A 21019-nucleotide genomic window follows, 5' to 3' on the forward strand; every position below is an offset into this window, starting at 1 on the left:
GATGAACTCCCAACCATGGAAACGAGACTACCCTAAACGGAGAAGGACATCACGATAGTCGCGCAAACGATGACCGCACAAATAAGAAACGGTAGCGGTTAGCTTATTATGTGATGCTCTCCCGTCTTGAAAACGGGTCCTACATCGCCCATAGACATCGCCTCAAGCATCGTTGCTCTCTCTGGCTTCTTGTAGCAGAACTTTTCCGTACGCTCGCATTGAGATGCTTCACTCTGTTCAACATAACACACTCGCACATGCCGTACATTATATAAGCGTCTCATCACTATTACTGTGTCACAGGTCAATCTTCAGGTGACACATGGCCACCTAACGTACCGAGAATAACTCACAATCTTGTCATTGCGAGCGCAGCGACCGTAGGGAGTACTCGTTCGCTAGCGCTCACAACGCCGCGTCAGTCGCAGGGCTCCCTCCTCGCGATGACAATGTTGGACCATAACATTCAGCTGTGACACAGCACTATACTATACACTTGCTTTCGCTCCTTCATCTCGGTTCGGACATTGGTCACGCTGACAATGGCCGTACATATTCAATGAGTGGTGCTTAATTTCGAAGTTGTATACTTCAGCTACCATCTCTTGAATGCTCTGAAGACGCGGATCGCAAAACTCGAAAAGCTCATTGCAATCCAGACAAATGAGATGGTCGTGCTGCCAATAACTGTAGGCCTGCTCGTACTTTGCTTGATTCTTGCCAAACTGATGCCGTACAACTAAGTCGCACTCAATCAAAAGCTCCAGCGTATTGTAGACCGTTGCACGACTTACATCAGCCCCCTTTTGCTTAAGCCGCACAAAAATCTCGTCGGCGTCAATATGATCATCAGTCTCATACATCGCATCCAGAACAGCAATTCGCTCGGGGGTTTGCCGCTTATTGCGGCGTTTCAGAAACGCCTGAAAGATAGAGCGAACTTCTTCACGACGTTCTTCGGAGGGGGAAGCCATACAGTCGCAGACCCTACTGCTTATTATAAAAGACACACAACCGACGCGGTAGAACTGATATGCCTTGCCTCATTTTGCAAGGTCCTACTACAGTGCACAACACACGTGTTGTGTACACAGAAAAGTACCTGTGCTCTATTGGGGGGTTCCGGTTGCCCATGCAGGCCAATGTTGCTTTATGTCGGCCTGAATTTGCTTGGTGATGGTTTCCACATCAGCTGTTCCATCAATCATACAAATGCGCTGAGGCTCATCTAATGCAAGTGCACGATAGGCAGATCGCACGTCTTTATGAAATGACTCCTGCTCCTGCTCCATACGGTCGTTCACCTCTTGCACCCGACGTGTCTGCGCAACAGCTACCGGCACATCGATAAGATATGTTCGATCGGGAACAAGACCTCCCGTTGTATGCTGATGCAACGAATGCAGCCATTCTTTCGGCACCGCACCTCGCCCTCCACCCTGATAAGCTGTTGTTGAATCGTAAAACCGATCACAAAACACAGCATGCCCCGCCTGCAAGGCCGGACGTATTTGCTCAGCAACCAGTTGCGCACGCGCTGCAGCAAACAAAAACAGCTCCGTGCGGGCATCTAAGGATACATCAGACGACAAAAGTAGTCTGCGCACCTGCTCTGATACCTCCGTTCCCCCCGGGTCGCGCGTTTCTATCACGTGGTGCCCCTGCGCACGCACCCATGATGCCACACGCGACAATTGAGTGCTTTTTCCGCTTCCATCAATGCCCTCGAACGTAACAAACATAGGACGTCATATAACTAATGATCTAAGAAAGGCCTTTACCAACACCTTAAACGGATTCGTTTGCTGTTCGTATATTGATGGCAGTAGACGTAGCAAGACCGTACCCCGCTTGCCTTTCGGCATAATAGTCCGTAAGACCGTAGTACCTGATTCCTAAACGCCAATGCACGCGAGCAACGATGTACGTCATGTAGGTGGACAGGCAATACCAGTTAGGGATGTACTGTACAATAAGTAAGCAGGGCAAACACACACCACGCAAAACAGATTGTGCAAAACACACAGTATCAAACAGTATCAAAAGGGTTGCCCAGCTTCTTTAAGGAACGACCTAATCACGAATCTCTCCCCACTTGTTTCATGAAAAGAACGACCCGTCCAGGCACACACCTTGCATCTACGCCCTCTTTAATTGTATTATAGACCTACAGTAGTAGGCTTAGGTCCACCATACATACACGGCTCCTACCTGCTGCTTTCGGCGTCTCGATCACCACGAACCGACGCGCTAAACGCATGTTCGATTTTGGCTTTGACAACTTTGATGACTCGTCCTCCGACGTTCGGTTGCAAAAGCTGGTGGATACGTATGAGGACAAAGGGACAGCGGCATACTTCGACTCCAATGAGTTAGAAGACATTGCCACCTATTATTTTGAGCGCGGCTCGTACGAACAGGCGCTCGCTGTCATTGACCACCTTCTGGAGCTTCACCCCTATGCAGCCGATGGATGGCTCCGGCGCGGTATCCTCCTGAATAACTTAGGACGATACCGAGAAGCCCTGCGCACCTACCAAAAAGCACGGTCGCTTAACCCGGCCGATCCCGACATCCTGGTTAACCTGGGGATTACGCTAGATAGTCTGGGCCGCACCCAAGAAGCTATCGACGCCTATGACGATGCTCTGTCCATTAATCCCCTGCATGCCGAGGCCTACTTTAACCGAGGCATCACACTGGAACGCACCAACCAACTTAAAAAGGCTGCTGAGGCTTTTCAGCGCTGTGCCGACCTGCGTCCGCACCACCCTGAGGTATGGTACGAACTGGGGTATTGCTATGACCGTCTAGGGCACAACGAAGAAAGCATCGCCGCCTATGATAAACACCTCGACCTGGATCCGTACGCGCAAGATGCCTGGTATAACCGGGGCATTGTCCTAAACCGCGTTGGGAAGTACGAAAAAGCCATCTTCTCGTACGACCTGGCCTTGGCCATCCAAGATAACTTTGCCTCAGCCTACTACAACCGAGGTAATGCACTGGCCAACAACGGCGATCTCAAAGAGGCTATCGCAAGCTACGAGGCCGTTCTCGACTTAGAAGGTCCTGATGCGGCCACATTCTACAACATCGCACTGGCGTACGAAGAGCTTGGCGATGTAGAGCAAGCACTTGTAAACTACCAAGAAGCACTCGACGAAGAATCGGCTTATCCTGAAGCCTGGTATGGACTCGGCGGCTGTTACCTGACGCTCGATGAACCCATGCAGGCGTTCGACTGCTTCGACTACGCAACCCATCTCAACGACAGCGCCCCGAAGTTTTGGAAAGCCAAAGCCGATACCGCGTTTCAGCTTGGCGCGTTTGAAGAGGCCCACGTGTCGTACCAACGCGCGCTGCAACTCAATGAAAACGACCCATACGCCTGGCTCGGATATGCCGAGGCACTATTTCAACTCGGGCAAGCTCGCGAGGCGCTCGAAGCGTATCGCACCGCGCAAGACTTGAATCCAGAGGCTGCCAGCACTTACTTTCACCAAGCAAAAGCCCTGCTCGCACTCGGGCGCCCCGAGGAAAGCATCCGCTCCCTGAAAATGGCGTTTCATCTCGATCCGGCCAAGAAGAAGGAGTTTCGCACGGCCTACCCCGATCTGTACCGCGACGACCATGTCCGGCGCTTGCTTGGCCTCGATCGTGCGTAACCCATTTTCCATTCGTGCAACGCCCGCTTATATGCCGTCTTTGCGTACATTGCTAGGGGGATTCGGTGCCGGTGCACTTATGGGCGCCGCCGATGTCGTTCCTGGCGTAAGTGGCGGCACCATCGCCCTCATCGTAGGTGTATACGAACGCATCCTGCATGCGCTTACCGCCGGGGGGTCTGCCGTACTGGCCCTTCTGAGTGGACGATGGATGCGGGCACGCGTCCACTTGCTTCAGATTGACTGGGGCCTCCTCCTCCCACTCGCGCTTGGCATTGGCACTGCCATAGTAACAGGAGCCCGCATGCTCCCCCCTCTCATTGAGGCCTATCCCGCCCAAATGCGCGGCCTGTTCCTTGGACTCGTTGCTGCCTCTCTTGCTATTCCTGCCATGCGCCTCAAAGTGTGGACGCCTACCCGCTGGGCGCTCTTGATTGGGGCCGCCGTCGTCGCTTTCTTCTTAGCCGGACTGCCAACTGCAGATACCACCTCTCCCCACCTGGCACGCGTGTTTGCTACCGCTGCCATCGCCATCTGCGCAATGATCGTTCCCGGCGTAAGCGGGGCCTTCTTGCTTGAGGTGTTTGGGCTCTACACCCCTACCCTCAACGCCCTCAACACACTCGACTGGGTATACATCATCACATTTGGTAGCGGAGCCGTGTTGGGACTAGGCGGATTTGCACGCCTCCTCTACTTCTTGCTCCGCCGATACCACGATGCTACCATGGCTGTGCTCATCGGTCTTATTGCTGGCGCCCTTCGTGCACTCTGGCCATTCCTGGGCGAAGACCGATCGCTGCAATGGCCCGCCGAGGGCGAACCGGTCTTACTTGTCGTTATGCTTACACTGGGAGGAGCCTCATTCATCGGAGCACTTGTGTGGTGGGGACGCCAAGCCGCAACGGCATCGCCCGAAACACGATCCGTCTCCTCCTAACAGCCTGTACCGCCCCTACTCGCGCTTCCCTAATCTCCGCATCACCATTACTGGAGTCCTGCTGAGCCCTCTTTTATCTACCTATGATACGTCTGCTTCCTGTTGTGCTCCTTAGCAGCCTCATTGGTCTTTGGGGATGCGCAACCACTGAACCCGCTGAAGAACCCGCGCTCTCCCACGAACTTCTAGCATCAACCGACGACCCCGAGGCCTCGCTCGACTCTCTACAGGCCGTTACCAAACGACTGGAAAATGAAAACCGACGCCTGCGCGACTCGCTTCAACTCTACGACGACATTGACTCGGGCCAGTACCGACGGACCAAACACGCACTGCAAGACGATCTAACTCGCCTCTCCTATGAGTTGGGCCTCTTGCGCGATGGAGGACAATCACTGGCCCACCTCTCTACCGATGATCTATTCGAGCCCGGCACGGCCCACCTCACCGAAGCCGGACACGCCCGCTTGAATGACATAGCAGAGCGCCTGCGTACCACATACCGCGACCGTACCATCCGTGTAGAAGGCCATACGGATGACCAACCGCTTTCTAGCGATACCTACAATTCGCATTGGGCCCTTTCGGCAGCGCGAGCTGCCACCGTAGTTGAAGCCCTCATGGAGCGTAGCCGCCTCAATGCATCGCAATTTCAAGCGCTTGGGTTTGGCGATGCACAACCGACGGCTTCTAACGCCACCTCCTCGGGCCAAGCACGCAACCGACGCATCCGAATTGCCGTGCTTCCCCCCGTCCGTGACCTGGTCAGCCCCTACGAAATCGACTGGTAATTCGTACAGTAACAAAACTGCTTGAATCAATGCAACGATGCATACGCTCCCTATAACTTTGCTTTTATTTCACAAACAACGCCCAATGTGCATCGTGCCTCTGTTCGAACACGGACTAGGTGCGTGCTTGCACGCAGTTCTCCTTCGGAGTCACTTAACCGGTCCGGATCGCTTGCTATATGCCTAAATTAGCACACGCTATGACTACCTTATCGCGCACCATGGGCCTTCTGTTGTTGGGAACGGCCCTTGTGCTTGTTGCCCCACTGGCTCAAGCACAAGACATGCCCGCCCCAAGCCCGGAAAATCCTGAGGCTGTTGAAGAAGCCCGAGAAGCAGCTGAACAATGGCTTGCGCTAACGGATGAGGGGGCTTTCGCTGAAAGCTGGGACGAGGCGTCTGAGCTGCTCCAAGATGAGATCTCTAAAGAGGAATGGACGGAAGGCTCCGAGGAAATCCAAGCCCAACTTGGAACCCTCGAAGAACGTGAGTTCATGGGTGGCCAGTACCAAGAGGACATCCCTGAAGTCCCGGATGGCGAATTCGTGATCATGCAATACCAGTCCAGCTTTTCTGGACCTGAAGGCGGAGAGGCTCCCGCTCAAGAATTGATCGAGATCGTGGTAGCTACAAATGAAGATGGCACCTGGCGCATTGCTGGCTACGACCTCCGCCCTGCCGGACCGCAGCAACCCCAGCAGCCGCAACCTCAACCAGAACCTCAACCCCAACCACAGCCTTAACGGCTAACGAATCGCGCAGTCTGAACGTTCTTGACTGTGCCTTACCCAGCAACGGCGGGTGCCTTGTAACGAAGGCATTCGCCGTTTTCTGTTGGCCCTCTTCACACCAGGCACCTTTTCTCTAAACAAAGCAGCCTTTACCGCTTCTCTATTGCAATCGCTCTTTCTCTCTTCTACCTTTGGATAGCATACAAAGCGCCCCCACCAACTTTTTCTGTATCTATGCACCGCTTACTCGCGATTCTTCTGTTGCCACTTGGCGTTCTGTTTACAACAGATGCCCACGCAACCCCCGCTGACACAACCGATATCGCTATGTCGGTCGCTATCTCCGACACAGTGGTCGTTACCGCTTCACGCAGTGCCGAACGCGCCCAACAGTCCGGGCGCTCCGTATCCATCTGGACGCAAGATGCCCTCGCTGGACTCCCGGCCATGACCTATGACGAGGTGTTGCGTACAGTGAGCGGGGTGGATGTGCAAAGCCGAGGCGGATTCGGCGTGCAAAGCGACATTACCATGCGCGGCTCCACATTCAACGGCGTGCTCGTCCTTATCGATGGAGCGCGCCTGAACGACCCTATGACGGGCCACTTTCTCGCTGATACTCCTATCTCGTCAAGCGACATTGCACGCATTGAAGTGCTACGCGGCCCCGCCTCTGCCCTTTACGGTCCCGATGCGCTTGGCGGCGTCGTTCAGATCTTTACCCATGCTGGCCTGCAGCAAGAAAATCAGACGGCTCCCGTTGACTCCGAACATGCCTCCTTTAGTACCCGCATTGGCCGCCATGCGTTGTACGAAGCCGACGCACATGCCCGACTACAGCGGGGCAATACCTTTATGACCGCATCATTTGCTACACAAGGCAGTGATGGACAACCTATCTCGACACCCGAAGGCGACCCCGTAGAACATGAAAATGAACGCCTGCGCACCGACTTCGATCGCATGGTGGGCTCTGTAGCCATCACGCAGCGCCTGGAAAGCGGAACGCTTATGGCTCGTGCCGGAGCCGATGACCGCCAGTTTGGGGCCTACCAGTTCTATACCAGCAATGAGTTCGACCGCGCGCGGGAATCTACCTCAACCTATTGGGCCCAAACCCGCTACGTAAGCTCGCCAGACCGCCCCACGCAATTTCGCGCTCAGGTTGCGGCCAAACAACACGAAGACAGCTACCGCTTCACTCCCGATATTTCTCCCAATGAACACACCAGCCGGCTGCTCACCGCGCACGCTCAACTACAGCACGACCTGAACAGCCAATGGCGCATTGGAGGCGGCACATCAGGATCGCTCCGTGATATCGACTCGAACAACTTAGGCAACCATGCCGACGAGTCGGCTGGCGTGTTTGGGCGCGCCCGCTGGATGCCTGTCGAGTCCCTTGCCTTAAGCGGAAGCCTACGCCTCGACCACGACTCTGCCTTCGACACCGAGCTGACCCCGCAATTTTACGCCGCCTGGTCACGTCCATCGTACACGCTACGAGCCGGCTTCGGACGCGCCGTGCGTGCGCCCAATTACGTAGAGCGCTACTACAACACCGAACTCGATTCCCCCCCTGATGGAAGCCTGGGTACGCCCGGTTTGCGCGCCGAACGCGCCTGGTCGTATGAAGCCGGATTTGATCTCTTTCCGATAGATGGAATTTCGCTGCACGCAACCGGATTCTTGCGCGACACCGATGGGCTCATCGACTTTGCTCTGGAGCCCGACGCCGAGTTTTTCCAGTCGCGCAATGTGCTGTCCGTGGAAACACTGGGCCTCGAAACCGAACTACGTGCCCGCCGTGCTTTGGGAACTCAGAGCTTTCTTGAAGCCACCGTCGCATATACCGGACTCGACGCCACCATCGGCGATGTGGATGAGGGCGTCCTCTACACGTACGCTGCCAGCTCGGCACGCCATCATCTGCAAACCACGTTGCAAGCACAGTGGCGTGGAATGGGAGCCAGCATCCAACATCAGTGGAAAGAACGTCTCGATGCGCCCGAGCCCGCCGACATGCAATATCAGGTGGCCAATGCTCGCGTATACTACAACACATCCATTATAGGCACGCAAGCCACCGCTTCTGTGGAGGTGCGTAACGTGTTCGATCGGTCGTACAGCGAAGTCTTCAACGCGCCCATGCCCGAACGGTGGTGGCTCGTCGGACTGTCGGTGGATATCTAATCGCAAAGCAGATTACGCCGCCTCGCGCGAGCCTGTCCCAACAGCTTCCTGATGTTCAGGAACGTACGGCGCGATTACCTCGCGTACCTCGGCAGCCAAATCCTTAGTATCCGTATCCGCGAACTGCTCGGGTGGAAGCTCGGGCAGAACGCGGATGTGCATGTCATGACGCCCCCGCAGTACCATACTCTTCTTTGGAAGCGCGTTGCTTGTACCACTGATGGCAACCGGCAAGATTGGCACGTTCATCTCCTTCGCGAGCGTGAATGCTCCATGCTTAAACCGCCGAAGCTCTCCAGTGCGTGAGCGCGTCCCTTCAGGAAAGATAAACACGCTGCTGCCATTGCGCAGATGCTCGCGGCAGGCCTCCATCATCTCCTTGATGCTATCCGGATCCCCCCTTCGCAACGCCACATAGTTGTTCATCCGCATATTCCATCCTAAAATGAGCACCTTGAAGATCTCGATCTTCGACACCCACTTAAACGGGGTGAAAAGCCGAAACGCGACCAGAATATCGAGGGCCGACTGATGGTTGGACACGATAACATACGGCTGATCAGGGCGTACATGCTCGCGCCCCTCGACAGTAACCGACCACAACGGGTTCGTCCACAAATAAAACGACGCCCAGAACGACGAGTAGAGATGGAGCCACTTCAGCCGCCGGTCAAACGGCCAGGTTACCGCCCACACCAGCACCGCGCCCACGTAGAACACGATGCACGTTACCACGATGAATAGAAAAAAGCAGCCTGAGGCGATGCGGCGAAGTACGTTGCGCAAGATAGACATACGAATCTAACGCTGGTAAACAGAAGCCGATCATTTGAAAACGGCACGCTACAATCTACACATTGGCAGCCAAGAAGCCAACTGCAACTTCTTCCGAAGAGCCACTCCACTCATTTTTCCTCGTTGTAACAAAATGCGATTCCTGCAGCACATCCGTTCCGGTCCGGTTACACAATGCACCAAACACGCAATTTGGATATGGATTGTAACCATCAAAGATGTAGTTGCACACACGCACGACCCACGTTTTGTCTTTCCATTGCGATAGTCCCCCCTATGCAACACAGACGCTCCATTTTCACCGCTCCGCTTCTGCTCTTATTGAGCAGTGTGCTTCTCTTTGCCACCGCATGCGACAGCGACTCAGATCCTGTTGGCGATGACCCTGGCGATGATCCGGATCCCGGCCCGGAAGTGCGCCAGGTAACCTACGACCTTCCAAATGTGGAAGGCAATGACATTACCGACAGTGACGCCACTGCCACGTTCCAGGAGTTCGGAGATAAGACGCTTGTTACACTTGAGCTCGAGGACGGCGCCACCGACACCGACCTCAGCCATGTAGCCCACATCCACGAAAACGATGTGGAAACAAGTGGCGACATTGCGTACTTTCTTGGACCGCTTGACGGTCTCGCAGCCGCACCTGGTACCAGCGAGTTTGTGGTTGACGAGAGCTTCGATGCGCTCATCGAGTTCGACGGATACATCAATATCCATGAAAGTAACGCCGAGCTCGGTACCATCCTTGCGCAAGGCAACATCGGCGCCAACGCTGATACCGATGTCGTCGAAAGCGACCTGATTCCACTCGAAGAGCCTCGCACAACCGAGTATGATCTTGGAGCGGTAGACAACGACGGCGCACTCCCCGATGGCGATGACGCTACCGCCACCTTCACCGAGGTCACCGAAACGCAGACACTTGTCACCCTCGAACTTGAAGGCGGCGCTACAGATACCGACGTAAGCCATCCAGCTCACATCCACGATGGTGCTCTGGCCGATCAGCCGGGCGACATTGAGATTTTCCTCGGTCCCATCGACGGACTCGGTGCAGCCCCAGGCGTAAGCTACGCGCTGGTTGACGAGGCGTACGACGACCTTGTAGAGTTTGACGGCTACATCAACATCCATGAGAGTAATGCCGCTCTTGGCAACATCGTATCGCAGGGCAACATCGGCGCCAATGCAAATGGCGACGACTCCGGCAGCGGCAATGGCGGAGGGTATTAATCGTCTGTAGCATTGCTTGCAACCCATGGTGTGCGTGCTTCTCATCACCCACGCCATAGCAAAAGCCCCCGGCTCCTATTGTTGAGGAGTCGGGGTTTTGTATGTAGCGTTCTTTATCACACCCAGGGCTTTTCTCCAACGTTGGAAACGACGATTGGGGGCATCTTCGTTGTGGTAAAGTACTTATGGACCACCGCATCTACATTTTTTGACCAATCTGCTGCGTTCACATGCGTATCGTCTGTACTGTACTGCTTCTTGTGACTGTGGCCGCGTGCGGTGGAGCCGATGCTCCTGACGAGGCCGATGCAATCCCTGATCCTACTGTTGAAAACCCTACGGAAGAGGTGCCCGCTGACGGGCCTGATGAAGCATTAGGCTCCATTCACTCAACGGAGGGCACCGTCCATTCCATAACGCCCGATCGATCCCACCTCCGTATCGACCATGATCCTATTCCAGGCTACATGGAGGCTACGCTTTCGCCCTTTGCCGTAGACGATACTACACTGATCAGCGAAGTAGAACCCGGCGACCGTGTATCGTTTACCTTTGATGATTCAGGAAGCATCGCTAAAATCACCGAACTGGATCGAATTGAGGAAGTCGATAACGAATAGCAAAAAAAACGAACACCAAGCGAACAGCTTCGCAATCCGCATCCTGCATTTCTCCTGCTCCACCTGTACCTTGAGGAGGCTCCTGCTTTTTAGATAACCGGTCCCGCTCATGCCCCATCTGCGTTCTCTTCCTGCTGTTTTGCTGCTCGTTGCCGTAGCCGTGCTTACCCTCCGCTGCGCGCCCTCCGAACCCGCAACCGACGATGCGGCTGATGAACCCGACGAACCAGCCGGACCATCGTATACGCTCCTCGCGCACACCGACACGCACATCGTAGCACACATGCTCGCTGTCGACGACGCCGACACGCTACAGACCGGTGTAGAACGCGTTATCCAGCAGGTGCCAGCTCCCAACCACGAAACCGTCGCGTTCACATATGCGGCTCAGGACTCGCTCTACCTCGCACAATACAGCCCGCCTGCGAGTGATATGCATATCGTGGATGCCTATCCAACACCAGCCACCTACTCCATCGCCTGGCACCCCACCGACGACGCTTTTTCGTATGGGGTGTATACCCCCACCGATGAGGGCGAACGCGGAGCCGGTACCGTGCGCGTTGCCCAGGATGGAGAAACCCGTTCGGTCGAATGCAACGCTGCCACCGAAGTGATCTCGTGGCTCGATGCGAACCGCCTTGCCGTGCGCGACAACGAAAACATGTACATCGTGGATGCTGCCGACTGTGCCACCCAGGAAACGCTCGACATCCGGCGCAAGCACAATTTGCAACACGATGCCAGCGGCGACCGTCTTGCATACATCCGTCGCACTCTCGAATACAACCGCGACACCAACGAATACGAGCCCGACTCCAGCTTGTACGTGAGCGATGCAAGCGGCACGCAAGCCAATCAGCAGTACAGCAGCGATCGCCAACCGCGACAGGCCACCTGGCACCCCACCGGCTCGGAGCTGGCCGTGAGCATTTACGAGGATGGCGCCCGAAGCATTGTCATCTATGAAGCCGATTCCGAGCGCTCAACCTTCCTGATCCCACCCGCTGAGGCACCCGACGGCGGCCAGACCCATCCACGCTGGGGGCCGGGCGGAGATGCAGTGGTGTTCACCTTGACGACCGAAGGCGGCACCCAACAAGCAGCTGTACACCAGGCGGGCTCTACCGATCTGCTCATGCCGGTTACCGGTCCGGTGTGGGGCTGGGTGGATGCACAGACGATTGCCCTCCCCACCGAGGATGGCCCCACGCTCACCGATCTGAATGGATCGCCGATCTATACGCTGGAGGACGACTCGGCTACACTTATCGGCGCCTGGCCTGCTGATGCAGTGATCGGAAGCCGATAGTTTCCGAAACCGGACCAGCCGGTAGGCGGGTGTGCTCTGCGACACGTACTTGCGGCCCCCACCTGCGCCAGCTGCTTGTAGCACCTATCACCCTTTCATATCCATCAGCTTTTATATCCATCAGTAGCCATGCCCTACGCGCAAGGCATTCGCGCCAACCTCCCCCAGTTTCTGCTTCAAGTCGTTACGGTATTTGCCGTAGGCCTCACAATGGGTGCTGAACGGACGATTGTACCCATTATGGGTGAGGAGCTGTTTGGTATCGGCTCTGTCTTGGTTATTGGGTCATTTGTGGTTAGCTTTGGCATCGTCAAAGCAATTCTAAACCTGTATGCTGGCAAATGGGCCGACACGTACGGGCGGCGCCCCGTGCTTATTGCTGGATGGCTGGTCGCGCTCCCGATTCCGTTTATCCTGATGTATGCTCCCAACTGGTGGTGGGTCGCTGCAGGCAACGTGCTGCTGGGCGTTAACCAGGGCGTGGCGTGGAGCATGAGTATGGTATCCAAGATCGAACTCGCCAAACCGTCCGAGCGCGGACTAGCGGTCGGCATTGACGAAGCATTCGGGTACACCGGCGTCGCTGTGGGGGCATGGCTTACCGGCGTTATCGCATCGGCTTACAGCCTGCGACCGGAGCCCTTCTACTTGCTCCTACTTGTCATTATTGTAGGGATGCTCATCGCACTCTTCTTCATTGAAGAGACGCTCCCCTACGCCCGTGCCGAGGCTGCGTCTGAAAACAACGCGTCTGACGCTCAATCCAGCGAGGCCAACCTGCCGTTCTGGACCATCGTAAAGCGGGCAACCTACCGCGACCGGACGCTCTTCGCAGCCGCGCAGGCTGGTCACGTCGAGAACTTTGTGGATACACTGGTATGGATCGCCTTTCCACTCTTCCTCGTAGCTCAGGGCCTCGATCCAGCTCAGGTCGGGGTGGTCGTTGGCGCACACAGTGCTGCGTACTTCCTCCAGATCTACACCGGACGCCTGGGCGACCAGATCGGGCGCAAGCCGCCTATCGTAGCCGGTATGCTGCTGGCCGGAGCAGGTGTGCTCGGCATGACGTTCGTCGATAGCTATGGCGCGTGGATTGCGCTTTCGGCGCTCTCGGGCGTGGGCATGGCGCTGCACTATCCGAACCTCATCTCCGTAGCCAGCGATGCCGCCCATCCCCTGTGGCGCTCAACCGGGCTCGGCGTGTATCGCCTGTGGCGCGACCTCGGCTATGCCGTAGGAGCCGTGTTTATCGGCCTTACAGTGGATGCCGCCTCACTCGAAATAGCGTTTGTTGCTACGGCCCTGGCTATGTTTGCCTCAGGCGGATACGTGGCATGGCGCATGGAAGAAACTCATCCTGCGTTTGGCACGCATACCGTCAAAAAATAATGAGGCGGCGTGTCCGCCTTACCATGTATTGCACGCATACAGGATATACGTCCTGTGCTTTTTTCGTCCCCGTACTGCTATGCGTGCGTATTTTTTTGGCCTGTTTGTAGGCCTTGCGTCTGCGCTCTTCGTGCTTATTCTTCCGAGCGAGGCGCGCACCGTCTCCTGTTATGATCTGCAATTTGCGGTCAACCATGCCACGCCCCTTACCCTGGTAACGGTTGAAGGACTCCCCGATTTATCGGAGCCGGCTATTGTGCACGTGCTTGAAAACGCTACAGATAGCGAGGCCGTGAGCCGATCAATGATTATACCAGACGAAGGACCCACCGGCGAGATTATCCCCACGCTTGTGGTGCCCGTGCATCCTGGGCTTACGATTGCGGGGGGTACCGTCTATCTGCAGGTCGAATACGAAACCACACGTTGCCCTCCACTCCCGTTCACTATCGACGACATGCAGCCCAACCCACAGGTGTTTTCCGACCTTGTGGACACGTTCGAGGAGATGCTCGGCGCGTATGCCGAGGGCATCGGATATACCGTGGATGAGCTCGCCACCCAGTCGATAGACGACGCGCCGCTGCCACATCGGCCACTTATTGCGGCGAGTCGGCTTGTGGTGGGCGCCAACGGCCAGCTTTCGATTCGAGAACAGTTCGAGCGCGAGCACCTGGCTCCCGATGTGGATGACGCCACCTGGGATCTGCTTACAGCGCTGGTGGACCATGCCCCCTCTATTCCAGTGGATACGCAGCCGATTCCCAGTCCAACGGGCTCCTCCCACCTGAATGATAGGCGATCCCCTGCAGCCTGGTCATCTGAAGCGCTGGCTTCCCGGATCCCCGTAATGCTTCCACCGCCAACGTCATCAGATGCTACAGATGCAATGAGTTGCTCGCCGAGCTTCTTTTACGAGCCCTCGGCCCAGCGCCTCTCCGAGTTGATGATGGCACAAGCCCGCGCCCACACGGTGGTTAACAGCAGTGCCAACTGGATGTCGGATGCCTCGATGGCGCTGCTGGGGCTGGGAAGTGGGCTGGCCGAACGAGCCGGTGCGCGCCCGTTGGCCACACTCTACGGCAGCGTTGCCGCCAAGCAGTTCGCCTTTCGCAAGATGGCCGACTTGTTTGAAGGGCTATACCCCTCGCAACTGGGCGATCTTACCGCCGACTACGGTCCCGGACTCTTTTACGAGGACAGCCCGACCACGGGCTCTTGGTCGAATGCTCAGGTTACGGCGCACAGCACCGGCGTTAATATGACACGTTTGGCGCTGGATACGGTGTGGCAGCACATGGGAGGGCGTGCCACCTCGGTGCTTACGGGAAGCCGCCACACGCGCGGCACTGAACTGGCCGAGGTGCTCAGCGAAGCCTCCGAAGCCTTTATCGAAACGCAGGATGCACTTCTGGGCACCGTGATCGGAGAAGCGTTGGGTAGCGCCGCCGATAGTGCCGAGATTAACTTTGCCGCCTGCACGTTTGGGCCAGTTGATGTATCGGATGAGGAGTGGCTGATTTCAGAGATACAGAGCGATCAGATCGCCTCGATGACTTCGCACACCGACTACGAAGTGCACCATCCCGGCATCACACAACTGATGCTTCGCACACGCAGCATGAAGTTTGGACCCACAGAGCAGGCGATAGCGCAATTCCCCATCGAGATCCGCCCTACAACAGTACGCATCCGCGTCAACGGAGGCGATCCGCGCACCACACAAACGATTTCTGTCGCTCCTGAAGACCTCGTCTCGCTGGAAGCCGTCGTCGAGAATGCACGCGATAAAACGGTCGAGTGGACGTTCACGCCAGAGGGGGGACACACGCTTAGCGACTTAACGACTGCGGTGGATATTCCGGGCGCCGACGAGGTGATTCAGCTCGTTACCTCGTCCGATTCAGAGGATTTTCCGGTCACCGTTACGGCCACGAGCACGTCCTCCACTGGGCTACGGGCGCGTCCGGGGGCGCCGCCTCGGTACAGTTCGCTCGTCGTTCGCGCTGAAGAGACATTCAGTTGCCTCAGCGAGTTCGAAATTGCCATGACCGAACTCGATCAGTGCTCGTTTGTGGCGCATGTGGAGGGCACACTGCCCGCAAGCGGACGCCGGACCTCGCGGCACCCAATTTCTGAGTGCGTGACGGGCACCATCCAATCGTGGCACGTCAACGACCACGGCATCCAGCACCTTGAACTGCGGGGTGGCTTCGAGGATGGCAACATGCGGATCAATCTTCGTTTCGAGGATCCAGGGGAGTATACGCTTGAAACTGATGACTTTGGTATGGGCGGCAGTCTCATGAAAGCCATCGAGGAATCTGTTCGGTCTCCAATGGGTCGCTCTTCCGGGACACGCATGCAGCCTCGCATGTCCGAAGCGCTTAGGCTGGAGCATGGAGAGCTCACAGTCTACCCACTGGCTGATATGCCTTCGTACTACGGTGGACGCTTTACTGCTCACCTGACCCCGCTTTCGAATGCGCGGCGCCTGCGTGGAACCGATTACGATGTGCAGGGCATGCTGATGGGCGGCCCCGCGTGTCGTTGAGCAATGAGGTATTGCAAATCACATGTGACCCAACGCCTACACGCCCCAGAACACATAGATGCCCAGCGCAGTGGCTACAGCCAGGATAAGCTGAAGCGGTGCTCCCACCCGAAAAAAGTCGCCAAAGGTGTATCCGCCGGGGCCGTACACCATCAGATTGGTCTGGTAGCCAATCGGGGTGAGCATAGCGGTGCTGGCAGCAAAAGTAACGGCAAGCACAAACGAGAACGGATCAGCCCCTGTGAAACGGGCCGCGTCAATAGCAACGGGTATCATGAGCACCACGCTGGCGTTGTTACTCACCACCTGGGTAACAAGCGCGGTGAACACATAAAACACAAAGAGCATGACAAGCCCCGGCAATACATCCGCCAGGTCCACAACGTAACTCGCCAGATACGCGGCTCCGCCCGTTTGCTCCATGGCCGTGCCCAATGGAATCATACCTGCAAGCAAAAAGATGACCGGCCAATCGACCGAGTCGTACAGTTCGTTTGGCCGCAAACAGCCGGTGACCACCATGGCAAGCACGCCCAGCAGCGATGTCACCAAAATCGGAAGCACACCCGCTCCAGCTAGTCCCACAACACCCGCGACAATACCCAGCGCAATGGGCATCTTGGATGAGCGCACCTCCGGGGGCTTCTCTTGCTGGGTTACGACAAACCGGCGGTCGTTGCTGAGTTGCTTGAGCGCCTTGTCGGAGGCCAGCACAAGAAGCGAGTCGCCGCCTCGAAGCATAAACTGGCGTAGGTGATCGTGCACCACCTCCCGTCCACGGCGAATGGCCAGCACACTGGCTTCGTACCGCTCCTCGAAATTGAGCGATGCAATCGTTTCGCCGATCAGGTCGGTGTCGGGCAGCACAATGACCTCGACCAACCGACGTGGTGCCTGCGGATCCTCTTCTCGGCTTTCGACCAACCCCGCCGTAGTGGGGGCAATGTGCAACCCCTCTGTATCCAGCAAACGCAAAAGCGTATCGCGATCCGTACGGATCATGAGCCGGTCTGTGGGGCGCACCTCTTTCCGGGCCAGTGGCTGCGAAAACTTCTCCCCATCGCGAATCAGATGCACAATGTCGGCATCTATGCTCAGGTGACGCACCACCTCGCGCACCGTTTCGCCCTCCAGATCCGCGCCCTGCTTCACCGACACCTCCGTAAGGTACTTATCCATCTCGTACCCTTCGGCCAGATCTTCTTCCGGCTTAATCCGCTCGGGGATGACGTGCCGGGCCACAAAGAACAAATAGAGAAACCCTATCACCAGCAGAATCGCTCCCAGATGGGTAAACTCAAACATCGAAAACGGTTGATCAATCAACCGCCCTGAAATGTCGCTAGCCAGCAGATTCGTGGAAGTGCCAATAAGCGTAAGCATTCCCCCAATCATCGAAATAAACGAAATCGGCATCAGATACTTCGACGGCGAGGTCTTTGTCTTTTTGGCAATGTCGATTGCCATCGGAATCATCATCGCCACGACCGGCGTGTTGTTGATCATTCCTGCCGTAGTACCCGACAGCCCCGTGAGCATCGCAAACTGTTTAGGCGAACTGGCCCCGGCCCACTCTACAATTTTATCGCCAACCCGCTGAATAATACCGGTTCGTCGCACCCCCTCGCTCAAAATGAACATGGCCAGGACGGTAATGGTAGCTGGATTGGCAAACCCCATGAGCCCTTCTTGCGGACCGACCTGCGTCCATGGCTCCAGCACAATAAGCGCCACAAGCACCCCAATAGCCGTAATGTCGATGGGCACGACCTCCGTCACGAATAGGACTAGCGCCACGGCAATAACGCTAAAGACCACAAGGATGTCTGTGGTAAGATCAGGCGTCGCCGTCGGGGCTTGAAGTACTACCCATGCAACATCAACAAGAGCGATCATGCAAATCGAGCCTATTCCACTTCAACAAGACAACCCATCCAACACGCCTCCAAAATGCATAGCTAAAATCCTTCGTTCCACCGTAGACAGCGTGTTACGATTTATAGGTATAAGGAAGGGCGGCAAATGAGACCGGTAGGATATGCCGTATCATAGCTGCGTGCAACGGATTGCGACACCTCCACAAGGAAAGGCGTCGTGCCACCTTCGCACGTACGTTTCGCATTCAACATATCCGCACAGCGCGCGTTGTGGAAGCGCCGCGCTCGCTGTACGTCCTCGCACATCCAACCCTCGCCGCCGCATGACCGTCAACGTCGTTCTGCCGCTGCCGCTCGATCAGGTGTTCTCGTACGCGGTGCCGCCTGCGCTGGAGGCCGATGCCCGGCCCGGCTGCCGCGTACTCGTGCCGTTTCGCGGACGCCGCCTTACGGGCGTCATTACCGGCGAGGGACCCGATCCCGACGACGTGGACTTCCGGCTCCGCCCCCTCGACGATGTGCTCGACGAACGACCCACCTGTCCGCCCGAACTCTTACGCCTGACGCGCTGGATCGCCGACTATTACGTGTGTAGCTGGGGCGAGGCGCTAAAAGCCGCGCTGCCCGCCGGGTTCACCGTGCAGACCGAGCGGCGGCTGGCTCTGGGGGATGCGGAGGCCGCCGCCTGGCCCGACGATGACGACGCGCAATCCGTGCGGCGCGACCTGGCCGAGCACGACTCGACAACGCTGAGTGCTTTGCGGAAGCGGCTAGGCCTATCGGTTTCGCTACAATGCATCCGGAACTGGGCCGATGCCGGACTGCTGCGACTGACTACCACCTTGAGCGATCCGTCCGTATCCGCCAAAACCGAAACCCATTTGCAGCTGGCGGGGCCGTTTCAGTCCAGGAGTGCCGCCCGCGATGCCGCCGAATCGCTCCGTGGCGATAAGCAGAAAGCCGTGATGCGCACGCTGGCTACCGCTCACGAACAGCGCCGCGCCCCCGTGCGGCAGGCCGACCTCGTGGATGCGCTTGATGCGCCGTACAGCACCATCCACAGCCTCGTCGAGAAGGGACTGGTGGAGCGTACCGAAGAGCGGGTGCATCGCTCGCCGTTGAGCGACCTGCCCCCGCCCGGCGCCCCGCCGAACCACACGCTGCATCCAGCTCAGCAGGAGGCACTGAACGCTCTCGAAGCCAGGATCGCCGACGCATCCTACCATACCTTTCTGCTGCACGGCATTACGGGGAGCGGCAAGACGGAAGTGTATATCGCCGCGCTGAAACAGGTCATCGAGGCCGGACGCAGCGCCATTATTCTGGTGCCCGAGATTGCCCTCACGCCGCAGACCGTGCAGCGCTTTCGAGCGCATGTCGGCGATACGGTGGCGGTGCTGCACTCGCAGATGAGTGCGGGCGAGCGCTTCGACACGTGGCAGGCGCTACGCGACAGACGCAAGCAGATCGTGATTGGCCCACGCTCGGCGGTGCTGGCTCCGCTCGACAACCTGGGGCTCATTGTGGTGGATGAGGAGCATGAAGCCTCATACAAGCAATTCGATCCGGCCCCCCGCTACCATGCCCGCGACGTGGCCGTGATGCGCGCCCACATGAACGATGCCGTGTGTGTGCTGGGCTCGGCCACGCCCAGTCTGGAGAGCACTATGAACGCGCGGCGTGGCAAGTACACCCGCCTCTCCATGCCTGAGCGCGTGCCGACGACCGACGGTACGGTGGCGCAACTCCCCGAGGTGGAGATCCTCGACCTCACGAAGCAACGCAAGAAGCATCAGCTCAACGGTCCGCTGTCGGATCCGCTGCTGGAGGCCATCCACACGCGTATCGAGCGCGATGAACAGGTGCTATTGCTGCAAAACCGGCGGGGGTACGCGCCCGTCATCGAGTGCGCCGACTGCGGCTGGGTGCCGCACTGCACCGACTGCTCCGTATCGCTCACCGAGCACAGCCACGGACGCCAACTGCGCTGTCACTACTGCGGCCACACCCGCCGCACGCCCTCGCACTGCCCGTCGTGCGGATCCGACGACTTGCAACGCATTGGCACCGGCACGCAGCGCGTGGAAGAGATGCTATCCCGCGAACTGCCCCAGACCACCGTCTTGCGCATGGACCGCGACACCACACGACAGAAGGGCGCGCACCATGCGCTGTTGAGCGCGTTCCGAGAGGAGGGCGACATCTTACTCGGCACACAGATGATCGCGAAGGGCCTCGACTTTGCGCGGGTTACGCTGGTGGGGGTGGTGGATGCGGATGTGGGGATGCTCTTCCCGGACTTCCGCGCCGAAGAGCGCACGTTTCAGCTCCTCACCCAGGTCGCCGGACGCGCCGGACGCGCTGATCTCGCGGGCACGGTCCTGCTGCAAACCCGAAACCCCAACCACGCCGCCCTGCGCTTTGCGCGCACCCACAACTACGATGCCTTTGCTGAGCATGCGCTGGAGGAGCGCAAGGAGTTGCACTACCCGCCGTTTGGCAATGTAGCGTCAGTTGAGTTCCGCGCCTCCGAACAGGAGGATGCGCAACGCCTCGCCACCAAATGGACGGCCCACCTCTGGGAGCATAGCGACCGAATCACCATTCTGGGTCCGGAGCCCGCGTTCATCCAGCGCGTGCAGCGCTACTTCCGGTACCGCACCATCCTCAAAACCACCGCCGGACCGCGCGTCTTACAACGCGCCCTGCGCCACGCCCGCGACGCCTATGGTAGTCCGCCTACGAATCACTACGTATCGATCGACATGGATGCGCTGGATTTGTTGTGAGGACTACCCCTACAGTATTACTCACCTCACATAAATCTTACCCGTATATTTTAACACTACCCTCACGAAATGAGCTTGTCACAATCTTTTTTTATAGCATTGAAATGCGATCAACTGATCAATA

Annotated in this window: 16 protein-coding genes (1 of these 16 running past the window's edge); 12 read left to right on the plus strand and 4 right to left on the minus strand. The window is 57.2% G+C overall.

Annotated features, from left to right (window positions below; translation table 11 throughout):
* Nucleotides 1-36: the end of a PASTA domain-containing protein gene (locus ACZ5AL_RS13975; protein WP_464511151.1), read on the plus strand. Its footprint begins 855 nt before the window's first position; 36 of the gene's 891 nt are visible here — the last part of the coding sequence; the start codon falls outside the window, past its left edge; the stop codon is at nt 34-36.
* A 452-nt stretch (nt 37-488) separates the two neighbouring features.
* On the opposite strand, the gene ACZ5AL_RS13980 is transcribed toward ACZ5AL_RS13975, so the two are convergent.
* On the minus strand, nt 489-974 hold the full coding sequence (locus ACZ5AL_RS13980; RefSeq protein ID WP_464511152.1) for a Fur family transcriptional regulator: 486 nt from the start codon (nt 972-974) through the stop codon (nt 489-491).
* 135 nt (nt 975-1109) lie between these two features.
* Nucleotides 1110-1742 (minus strand): dTMP kinase, encoded by a 633-nt coding sequence (tmk, locus tag ACZ5AL_RS13985; protein WP_464511154.1) that lies wholly within the window; start codon nt 1740-1742, stop codon nt 1110-1112.
* 516 nt (nt 1743-2258) lie between these two features.
* Between tmk and ACZ5AL_RS13990 the strand changes: the two genes are divergently transcribed.
* The 5 genes from ACZ5AL_RS13990 to ACZ5AL_RS14010 all read left to right on the plus strand — a co-directional run bounded on the left by ACZ5AL_RS13990 (nt 2259) and on the right by ACZ5AL_RS14010 (nt 8323).
* A complete protein-coding gene (locus ACZ5AL_RS13990) occupies nt 2259-3668 on the plus strand; it encodes a tetratricopeptide repeat protein (RefSeq protein WP_464511156.1) in 1410 nt (469 codons plus the stop codon).
* 31 nt (nt 3669-3699) lie between these two features.
* On the plus strand, nt 3700-4608 hold the full coding sequence (locus ACZ5AL_RS13995) for a DUF368 domain-containing protein (protein ID WP_464511157.1): 909 nt from the start codon (nt 3700-3702) through the stop codon (nt 4606-4608).
* 83 nt (nt 4609-4691) lie between these two features.
* Nucleotides 4692-5399 (plus strand): OmpA/MotB family protein, encoded by a 708-nt coding sequence (locus ACZ5AL_RS14000; RefSeq protein WP_464511158.1) that lies wholly within the window; start codon nt 4692-4694, stop codon nt 5397-5399.
* 200 nt (nt 5400-5599) lie between these two features.
* Nucleotides 5600-6142: a DUF4019 domain-containing protein gene (locus ACZ5AL_RS14005; protein WP_464511160.1), complete on the plus strand. Its 543-nt coding sequence runs from the start codon at nt 5600-5602 to the stop codon at nt 6140-6142.
* 222 nt (nt 6143-6364) lie between these two features.
* Nucleotides 6365-8323 (plus strand): TonB-dependent receptor plug domain-containing protein, encoded by a 1959-nt coding sequence (locus ACZ5AL_RS14010; protein ID WP_464511161.1) that lies wholly within the window; start codon nt 6365-6367, stop codon nt 8321-8323.
* 12 nt (nt 8324-8335) lie between these two features.
* Here ACZ5AL_RS14010 and ACZ5AL_RS14015 read toward each other — a convergent pair whose 3' ends face one another.
* Nucleotides 8336-9118: a lysophospholipid acyltransferase family protein gene (locus tag ACZ5AL_RS14015; RefSeq protein WP_464511162.1), complete on the minus strand. Its 783-nt coding sequence runs from the start codon at nt 9116-9118 to the stop codon at nt 8336-8338.
* A gap of 276 nt (nt 9119-9394) precedes the next feature.
* Between ACZ5AL_RS14015 and ACZ5AL_RS14020 the strand changes: the two genes are divergently transcribed.
* The 5 genes from ACZ5AL_RS14020 to ACZ5AL_RS14040 all read left to right on the plus strand — a co-directional run bounded on the left by ACZ5AL_RS14020 (nt 9395) and on the right by ACZ5AL_RS14040 (nt 16229).
* Nucleotides 9395-10354: a hypothetical protein gene (locus ACZ5AL_RS14020; protein ID WP_464511163.1), complete on the plus strand. Its 960-nt coding sequence runs from the start codon at nt 9395-9397 to the stop codon at nt 10352-10354.
* Between the two features lie 230 nt (nt 10355-10584).
* Nucleotides 10585-10974 (plus strand): copper-binding protein, encoded by a 390-nt coding sequence (locus ACZ5AL_RS14025; RefSeq protein ID WP_464511165.1) that lies wholly within the window; start codon nt 10585-10587, stop codon nt 10972-10974.
* 109 nt (nt 10975-11083) lie between these two features.
* A complete protein-coding gene (locus ACZ5AL_RS14030; protein ID WP_464511166.1) occupies nt 11084-12286 on the plus strand; it encodes a TolB family protein in 1203 nt (400 codons plus the stop codon).
* Between the two features lie 129 nt (nt 12287-12415).
* Nucleotides 12416-13675: an MFS transporter gene (locus ACZ5AL_RS14035; RefSeq protein ID WP_464511167.1), complete on the plus strand. Its 1260-nt coding sequence runs from the start codon at nt 12416-12418 to the stop codon at nt 13673-13675.
* Nucleotides 13676-13754: 79 nt separating this feature from the next.
* The gene (locus ACZ5AL_RS14040) at nt 13755-16229 is read left to right on the plus strand and encodes a hypothetical protein (RefSeq protein ID WP_464511169.1); all 2475 of its coding nucleotides are present in this window, start codon (nt 13755-13757) and stop codon (nt 16227-16229) included.
* A gap of 36 nt (nt 16230-16265) precedes the next feature.
* Here ACZ5AL_RS14040 and ACZ5AL_RS14045 read toward each other — a convergent pair whose 3' ends face one another.
* On the minus strand, nt 16266-18125 hold the full coding sequence (locus tag ACZ5AL_RS14045) for an SLC13 family permease (protein WP_464511170.1): 1860 nt from the start codon (nt 18123-18125) through the stop codon (nt 16266-16268).
* Between the two features lie 304 nt (nt 18126-18429).
* Here ACZ5AL_RS14045 and priA point away from each other — a divergent pair, with 304 nt between their 5' ends.
* A complete protein-coding gene (gene priA, locus ACZ5AL_RS14050) occupies nt 18430-20895 on the plus strand; it encodes a replication restart helicase PriA (RefSeq protein WP_464511171.1) in 2466 nt (821 codons plus the stop codon).
* Nucleotides 20896-21019: the final 124 nt, after the last annotated feature.

The sequence above is a fragment of the Natronotalea proteinilytica genome, assembly GCF_055379935.1.